This is a genomic window from Shinella sumterensis (genome assembly GCF_004514425.2).
GTDB classification, from domain to species: domain Bacteria; phylum Pseudomonadota; class Alphaproteobacteria; order Rhizobiales; family Rhizobiaceae; genus Shinella; species Shinella sumterensis.
The window spans coordinates 1-7529 of sequence record NZ_MYFN02000037.1; the positions used below are offsets into that span (position 1 = coordinate 1).

5 protein-coding genes, 3 tRNA genes and 3 pseudogenes are annotated in these 7529 nt (G+C 61.0%); 6 read left to right on the plus strand and 5 right to left on the minus strand.

What is annotated here, in order from left to right; translation table 11 throughout:
* Positions 1–274: pseudogene (locus B5M41_RS26540) on the minus strand (IS3-like element IS426 family transposase); the annotation flags it as partial.
* 155 nt (positions 275–429) lie between these two features.
* On the opposite strand from B5M41_RS26540, the pseudogene istA reads away from it, so the two are divergent.
* Positions 430–1916: pseudogene (gene istA, locus B5M41_RS26545) on the plus strand (IS21 family transposase).
* Positions 1913–2806 carry an IS21-like element ISRel5 family helper ATPase IstB gene (gene istB / locus B5M41_RS26550; protein WP_134652818.1) on the plus strand — a complete coding sequence of 298 codons (894 nt, stop codon included), beginning with the start codon at positions 1913–1915 and terminating at the stop codon, positions 2804–2806. The pseudogene istA and the gene istB overlap by 4 nt, the downstream one beginning before the upstream one ends.
* A gap of 51 nt (positions 2807–2857) precedes the next feature.
* On the opposite strand, the pseudogene B5M41_RS26555 reads toward istB, so the two are convergent.
* From B5M41_RS26555 to B5M41_RS26565, 3 genes and pseudogenes are all read right to left on the minus strand, one after another.
* Positions 2858–2995 (minus strand): annotated as a pseudogene (locus B5M41_RS26555) (transposase); the annotation flags it as partial.
* Between the two features lie 390 nt (positions 2996–3385).
* A tRNA-Thr gene (locus tag B5M41_RS26560) sits at positions 3386–3461 on the minus strand.
* Positions 3462–3516: 55 nt separating this feature from the next.
* On the minus strand, positions 3517–4464 hold the full coding sequence (locus B5M41_RS26565; protein WP_134653291.1) for a LysR family transcriptional regulator: 948 nt from the start codon (positions 4462–4464) through the stop codon (positions 3517–3519).
* Between the two features lie 133 nt (positions 4465–4597).
* Here B5M41_RS26565 and B5M41_RS26570 point away from each other — a divergent pair, with 133 nt between their 5' ends.
* Entirely contained in the window at positions 4598–5221 is a 624-nt protein-coding gene (locus B5M41_RS26570) for an FMN-dependent NADH-azoreductase (protein WP_134653293.1), read from the plus strand.
* A gap of 70 nt (positions 5222–5291) precedes the next feature.
* Here the strand turns inward: B5M41_RS26570 and rlmB are convergent, their stop codons facing one another.
* On the minus strand, positions 5292–6167 hold the full coding sequence (rlmB, locus tag B5M41_RS26575) for a 23S rRNA (guanosine(2251)-2'-O)-methyltransferase RlmB (RefSeq protein WP_134653295.1): 876 nt from the start codon (positions 6165–6167) through the stop codon (positions 5292–5294).
* Positions 6168–6422: 255 nt separating this feature from the next.
* Here rlmB and B5M41_RS26580 point away from each other — a divergent pair.
* The 3 genes from B5M41_RS26580 to B5M41_RS26590 form a co-directional block, all read left to right on the plus strand.
* Positions 6423–6507: transfer RNA gene (locus tag B5M41_RS26580), tRNA-Tyr, on the plus strand.
* Positions 6508–6532: 25 nt separating this feature from the next.
* Positions 6533–6606: transfer RNA gene (locus B5M41_RS26585), tRNA-Gly, on the plus strand.
* Positions 6607–6824: 218 nt separating this feature from the next.
* Positions 6825–7529: GTP-binding protein (locus B5M41_RS26590; RefSeq protein WP_230640371.1), on the plus strand; the 705-nt coding region annotated here is incomplete at its 3' end.

A 7529-nucleotide genomic window follows, 5' to 3' on the forward strand; every position in this document is an offset into this window, starting at 1 on the left:
CCCAGCGTGTCAGCGACGGTCTTCATCGGGAACCGTCCTTCGGCAACAAGATCGGCCGCGATATCCGTTTTTTTGAGTCCGCTTTGGATAGGGCTTCGCGGAGGATTTCGACCTCCATCGTCTTGCGGCCGAGCATGCGCTCCAACTCGCGGACGCGATCTTCCAGCTTCTTCACTTCCGAATTGCCGACCACCGGCTCGTCTGAATCCACGGCTGCAGCACCTCCCTCGCTCAAGAGCCTGCGCCACCTGCGTAGCGGCAATCTAGGTGAGATTCAGCGTCAATCAGGATGAGACTCGCGCCGGGGTCTGACGGAGTGAGGGCGTAGCCCGATCGTAGTCATACCCCGGCGCGGCGCAGATTTTTCGGCGTCTCATGATCGCGGTCGGTCCGGTACATTTGCGGTTTTCTGGATTGGAGAACCAGTTTGTGCCGGGTCGCCATGTAACCGATCATCAGATGAGACTCTTCATGAAGTACCGACAAACGCATTCCGTACGTCGATCAGCCGGTCCACGGCCTATCGTCTCGACAAAGAGACGCAACTTCCATCTCAGAGCAAAGCGCCACGCGAACGGCGCCGCCCCGATCCCTTGGAGCCGATATTCGAGACTGAGGTCATCCCGCTTTTGAAGGCCGCACCCGGCATCCGTGCCGTCGCCGTCTACAACGAGATGCTGCGCCGACATCCAGAACTCTCTGAAGGTATCCGCCGCACGCTTGAACGACGCATTCGGTCGTGGCGTGCGGTCCATGGCGAAGCGCAGGAAGTCATCTTCCGCCAGACGCACGAGCCAGGCCGGCTAGGCCTTTCGGATTTTACCGACGCCAGCGGTCTTGGTGTGACGATCGCCGGCCAGCCGCTTGATCACCTGTTTTATCACTTCCGGCTCGTCTGGTCGGGCTTCGAACATGCCCATGTCATTCTCGGTGGAGAAAGCTTTGTCGCGCTAGCCGAGGGGCTTCAGAATGCCCTGTGGTCTGTGGGCGGTGCGCCGCTTTATCATCGCAGCGACAGCCTGTCGGCGGCATTCCGCAACCTCGACGTCGATGCCAAGGTTGATCTCACGCACCGATACGATCAGCTTTGCTCCCATTATCGTATGACCCCGACGCGCAATAACAAGGGCGTCGCGCATGAGAACGGCTCGATCGAAAGCTCCCACGGTCATCTCAAAAATGCCGTTCATGATGCCTTGCTGATGCGGGGGACCAAGGAATTCGACGATATCGGTTCTTACCGCGCCTTTGTCGACGAGATCGTCAGCCGACGCAATGCTGCTCATGGCAAGCGCATTGATGCAGAGCGATCCCATCTGCAGGCGCTGCCAGAGCGCCGGACCACTGACTTCGAAGAGATTGTCGTCACGGTGTCCCGGACGGGCGGCTTCACCCTACGCAAGGTCTTTTATACCGTGCCGTCCCGCTTGATCGGCCACAGGCTACGAGTTCGCCTGTTCGACGATCGGCTGGATGTCTTTGTTGGCGGTACGCACCTGATGACGTTGCGCCGTGGACGCGGCCATGCTGACGGCCGGCATGACCAGGTCGTCAACTATCACCACGTCATCCATTCCCTGCGCAAAAAGCCGATGGCGCTCCGCGGCCTTGTTTATCGCGACAAGCTCTTCCCGCGTCAGGAATACCGCAAGGCCTTCGAAGCCCTGACTGAGCATCTTCCCGATAAGCAGGCTTGCAAGATCACTGTCGAACTCCTGGCGCTGGCACATGACCGCGGCTGCGAGCGCGAACTTGCCGAAGAATTGGCGAGGACCCTGGACGCCGGCGATTTACCGGATCTGGTCGCCATGCGAACGCTCTTCGGCCCGGATCCAGCCAAGCTGCCGACCGTTCATGTCCAGCTCGCATCGCTCAACGGCTATGAGACCTTGATCGGGACGGGAGAAGCCGCATGAAGAACGCCCACGTGATAGACGAAGCACGGCTCGGCATCATGCTCAACGAACTTCGGCTACCGACCATCAAAACGCTGTGGCCGCAATTTGCCGAACAGGCGGACCGGGAAGGATGGCCAGCAGCTCGCTTCCTGTCGGCCATTGCCGAGCACGAGCTGGCAGAGCGTGCCAATCGCAGGATTGAACGGCATCTCGCCGAGGCGCACCTGCCGCCCGGAAAGACCTTGGACAGCTTCGCCTTTGACGCTGTACCCATGATCTCGAAGGCGCAGGTCATGGCAATTACCGCCGGCGACAGTTGGCTCGCCAAAGGGGCCAATATCCTCATGTTCGGTCCCCCCGGCGGAGGAAAGAGCCATCTTGCTGCTGCCATCGGTCTCGCGCTGATCGAGAACGGATGGCGGGTCCTGTTCACCCGGACCACCGATCTTGTGCAGAAGCTCCAGGTCGCCCGTCGGGAACTGCAGCTCGAATCCGCCATCGACAAGCTCAACAAGTATGACCTGCTCATCCTCGATGATCTCGCCTACGTCACCAAGGACCAGGCGGAAACAAGTGTGCTCTTCGAGCTGATATCGGCACGATACGAGCACCGATCAATCCTGATCACTGCCAACCAGCCGTTCGGTGAGTGGAACCGGGTCTTTCCCGATCCTGCCATGACACTCGCCGCAGTCGACCGGCTCGTGCACCATGCCACGATCTTCGAGATGAACGTCGAAAGCTATCGCCGCAGAACTGCGCTTGAGGAGAAACGCCAGCGGGGCCGACCGGCCTCGTTTGCGACAATCAGGACCTCCACGCTGTCTGTCGCGGAGCGGCAATCAGAAAACGACGAAGAACTTGTCAGCGGCAATCAGCATGATAACTTGATCCCGACCGCGACCTAAGAATCTCATCCAGATTGTCGCCCGCGTCTCATCCTGATTGCCGCGCCATAGATGGCGGCGAGCGGTCGAAGATACCGTCTCGCCTGGTTCGAAACTCTGCTCAATGATCGTCAGCTTTTGCTCGGTTGTCCACCGCCTGCGGCGGACATCACCGGTCAGCAATTCAACGTGTCGATATGCGTTAGACATAAGCCTGTCCTCAAGCCTGTGCTTGAGCCTTTCTGCTTATGCCGACTGTCCGGTCGAAAGTGGGGGCAGTTCACGTCCACAAAAGCGACTTCCTTCAGGCAGAAGACTTAGTCTACGAATGCCTGCACTTAACGCGCCTGGTGTTCAATGCGATCGAGAGCATGGAGCTCGACAGCGACATGAGGGCGCTAAGCGCGGGCGTTTATGTGATCGAGAATAAGCTGAGTTCCGCGGGCGAGCTCTTCGAATATGCCAAGCGAGTGAAAGATTCGGTCACGCAATAAGCAAAAGCCCGGTTGCCCGGGCTTTCTGAAAAGTGTCTGGTGTTGCCCGATGGCCGAATTTTCCGGCTTTCAGGCATCGTGCGCGCACCTAACTAATTGAAAAAATTGGTGCCCCCAGAGAGACTCGAACTCCCGACCCCCTGATTACAAATCAGGTGCTCTACCAACTGAGCTATAAGGGCACTGCGTGGAGGGAGTTAGCATATTCTCCGCCGCTGTAAAGCAAAAAGGGGCGGCTCAGATAGACCATGTGCCGGGCGAGCGCTCGCCGGGGGTAATTTCCTGGCAGCGCTCAAGCGATCGCGGCAGGTTCTCCGCCAGGTGGTCGATGAGAGCACGCACCGCAGGCAGCATGCCGTGCCGTGATGTGAAGACGGCATGGACGGCCGCTTCCGCGCTCGACCAGTCCGGCAGGACATGCGTGAGCACACCAGCGCGGAAGCCGCGTTCGGCAATCATGTCCGGCAGCAGGCCGAGGCCGATTCCCTCCAGCGTCGCCCGTTCCAGCACCGCAAAATCGGAACAGGACAGCACCGGTGAATGCGCGATGTCGCGCACGTCCCCGCTGGCGTTGTGCAGCGTCCAGATGGCGCGCGGCGTGCTCTCCTGCATGGACAGGGTGGGCACGCGGCTGATGGTATCGAAATCGATATGACCGTAGCGTTCCAGAAAGGCGGGGCTTGCCGCCAGGTGACGCCGCGTGCTGGCGAAGCGGCGTACGACCAGCGACTGGTCGGTGTCATAGGTATCGCGGACACGCAACGCGATATCGATCCGCTCCTCGATCAGGTCGACCGGACGCCCCGTGGTGATGATCGACAGCCGCACGAGTGGATAGCGTTTCATGAAGCCGGGAAGCACCGCGGCGATCATCGGCGCGAAGCCGGGAGGCATGGACATGCGTACCGTGCCCGCCGGCTCGGCCTTCGCGACCGCCACCACCGCCTCGGCAGCCTCCACGCCCGATAGAACCGCCTCGCAACGGTCGTAGAAGGATTTGCCGATGTCGGTGACGCTCAGCTTGCGGGTGGACCGTTCGATCAGCCGCACGCCCAGCTGCTCCTCAAGTGCTGCGATGCGCTTGCTGATCTTCGATTTCGGGACACCCAGCGCATTGGCCGCCGCGGTAAATCCCTTGTGCCGCACCACGGCGGCGTAGAGGGCGAGGTCGTTGAGGTCCTGCATGGCACGCGTCTCCGGGATCACCCCTGGATTTATTGTTTCCTTGAGGAAACAGTCAATTGGATTTTTGCTGTCTAATCATCGCATTGTTTTCAGAACATATGTTTGGCAGCCAATTCAACCAAGGTGCTGACACATGAACATCCTCCATATCGATTCCGGCATTCTCGGAGAGCACTCCGTTTCGCCTCGCCTGACCGCCGCTGTCGTCGCGCAGATCAAGGCCGAACATCCCGCCGCCTCCGTGACCTATCGCGACCTCGTGTCCAACCCGCTGCCGCATCTGTCGGGTGCGCATCTCATGGCTGCCAATGCCAATCCCGCCGACGTTGACGCGCAGGTTGCCGCCGATGTTGCCGAAAGCGCGGTCGTTCTCGACGAATTCCTGGCGGCCGACACGGTCGTGCTGGGCGTGCCCATGTACAATTTCTCCCTGCCGAGCCAGTTGAAGGCCTGGATCGACCGCATCGCCGTTGCGGGCAAGACGTTCCGCTATACCGCCGAAGGCCCCGAAGGCCTCGCCACCGGCAAGAAGGTCATCATCGTGTCCACCCGTGGCGGCCACTACAGCGCCGGCCCCGCCGCCGCCATGGACCACCAGGAAAGCTACCTGCGCACCGTCTTCGGTTTCCTCGGTGTGACCGATATCGAAATCGTTCGTGCCGAAGGCCTGAACCTCAGCGCCGACTCGAAGATCGAGGCGATCTCGGAAGCCGAACGCAGCATTTCCGCCCGCGGCGGCTTCAAGGCTGCAAGCTGATCCTGCCGTCCTTCATGCAAAAGCCCGCCGGTGGAAACCGGCGGGCTTTTCTGTATTCCGGGATGTGTCATCAGCCGAACAGATGGCGGTGCGTGGCATAAAGGGCGATGGCCGCAGCGTTCGAGACATTGAGCGACTTGATCGCGCCGGGCATGTCGAGACGGGCGAGCGCCTTGCAGGTGGCGCGCGTCTTCTGGCGCAGGCCCTTGCCCTCGGAACCCATGACGAGCGCGACGCGCTGGCCCGACAGCGTGCCCTCGAGCGGTGCCGGTCCCTCCGAATCGAGGCCGACCGTCAGGAAGCCCAGCCTGTGCAGCTCTTCCAGCGCATCCGAGAGATTGGTGATCTGGATATAGGGGATGAGCTCCAGCGCGCCGGACGCGGTTTTGGCGAGCACGCCCGATTCGGTGGGCGAATGGCGCTGCGTGGTGATGACGGCGCCGGCGTTGAAGGCAACGGCCGAGCGCATGATGGCGCCGACATTGTGGGGATCGGTCACCTGGTCGAGCACGAGCAGCAGCGGGCTGTCCTTCAGCGCCTCCAGCCGGCGCACCGGCAGGGGACGGGTCTCCAGCATGACGCCCTGATGTATGGCTTCCGGCCCCAGCACCTTGTCGAGGTCGGAGGGCAGGACGGTCTCGACCGGGTAGGGCAGGGTCGAGATGTCGGGCAGCTCCAGGCGCTGGGCCGCGTTCTGGCTGACCGAAAGCCTGATGATCTGCCGCTCGGGATTGTCGAGGGCGGCGCGCACCGTGTGCAGGCCGTAGAGATAGACCTGATCGGGTGCGAGGGCCGGCGCCTTCCAGCCTTCCGCCTGCTTGCGGCGGCGATCGTCCTTCGGTGTCGGGATCTCGCCGCGCTCGCGCCGCTGGTCGCGATGCGCCCGGCGCAGCTTGGCATAGTGGGTGTCTTTTGCGGACTTGCCGCCGGTATCGTCTTTGCTCATGGGGGCCTTATAAAGCATGTCCCGGCAAAGTGTGCAGGGGTTTTGCGGGAAGGGCGCGCGAAAAATCGGGCGGCGGCAACGGGCCCGTCCACAGGCTTGCGGCGCGAAGCGGAGATGCTGGCATTTTTCGCAATTTTTTCCGTGGCGTCGTGTTGACAGGATGAACTGTGCCCGTCATATACGCCGCCAGATCGAAGGCGCCGCTGCGAAGCGCCAGCCGAGATCGATACCGGTCGCTTGATCCCGACAGAATATGGAGGGATGCCCGAGTGGTTAAAGGGGACGGACTGTAAATCCGTTGGCTCAGCCTACGTTGGTTCAAATCCAACTCCCTCCACCATTCTGTCAGACGGATCAAGACCCCCGCGGGTATAGCTCAATGGTAGAGCAGCAGCCTTCCAAGCTGAATACGCGGGTTCGATTCCCGCTACCCGCTCCAATCGTCGAGTTGAAACGAAGAATCAAGCAGCCGCTGTAAAGCCCTGCCTTGAAAAAGCGATTCCTCATCACGATATTTCGGAAATCCGGCACAGCCCGGCCCCCTCCCGGTCCTTTTTCCCGTGCATTTAAGGCTTGCGCATTCGTTGTGAAACCCTTAAACGCCTGCCAAACCGGACGGGCCGGTTAGCCCAACTTTCGTTCAGTAGGAAATAAGAGATGGCAAAGAGCAAGTTTGAGCGCAACAAGCCTCACGTAAACATCGGCACGATCGGGCACGTTGACCACGGCAAGACGTCGACGACGGCAGCGATCACGAAGTACTTCGGCGAGTTCAAGGCGTACGACCAGATCGACGCTGCTCCGGAAGAAAAGGCGCGCGGCATCACCATCTCGACGGCACACGTCGAATACGAGACGGCGAACCGTCACTACGCGCACGTCGACTGCCCCGGCCACGCCGACTACGTCAAGAACATGATCACCGGTGCTGCCCAGATGGACGGCGCGATCCTGGTTGTTTCGGCAGCCGACGGCCCGATGCCGCAGACGCGCGAGCACATCCTGCTGGCCCGCCAGGTCGGCGTTCCCGCGATCGTGGTGTTCCTCAACAAGGTCGACCAGGTCGACGACGCCGAGCTTCTCGAGCTCGTCGAGCTGGAAGTGCGCGAACTCCTGTCGTCCTACGAATTCCCGGGCGACGACATTCCGATCGTCAAGGGTTCGGCTCTGGCGGCTCTGGAAGATTCGAACAAGGAAATCGGCGAAGACGCGATCCGCGCCCTGATGGCCGCAGTCGACGACTACATCCCGACGCCCGAGCGTCCGATCGACCAGCCCTTCCTGATGCCGATCGAAGACGTGTTCTCGATCTCGGGCCGTGGTACGGTCGTGACCGGCCGCGTCGAGCGTGGCATCGTCAAG

Coding starts and splice junctions, on each gene's coding strand:
- istB (WP_134652818.1), top strand. CDS start 1,913: ATGAAGAACGCCCACGTGATAGACGAAGCACGGCTCGGCATCATGCTC.
- B5M41_RS26565 (WP_134653291.1), bottom strand. CDS start 4,464: ATGCAGGACCTCAACGACCTCGCCCTCTACGCCGCCGTGGTGCGGCAC.
- B5M41_RS26570 (WP_134653293.1), top strand. CDS start 4,598: ATGAACATCCTCCATATCGATTCCGGCATTCTCGGAGAGCACTCCGTT.
- rlmB (WP_134653295.1), bottom strand. CDS start 6,167: ATGAGCAAAGACGATACCGGCGGCAAGTCCGCAAAAGACACCCACTAT.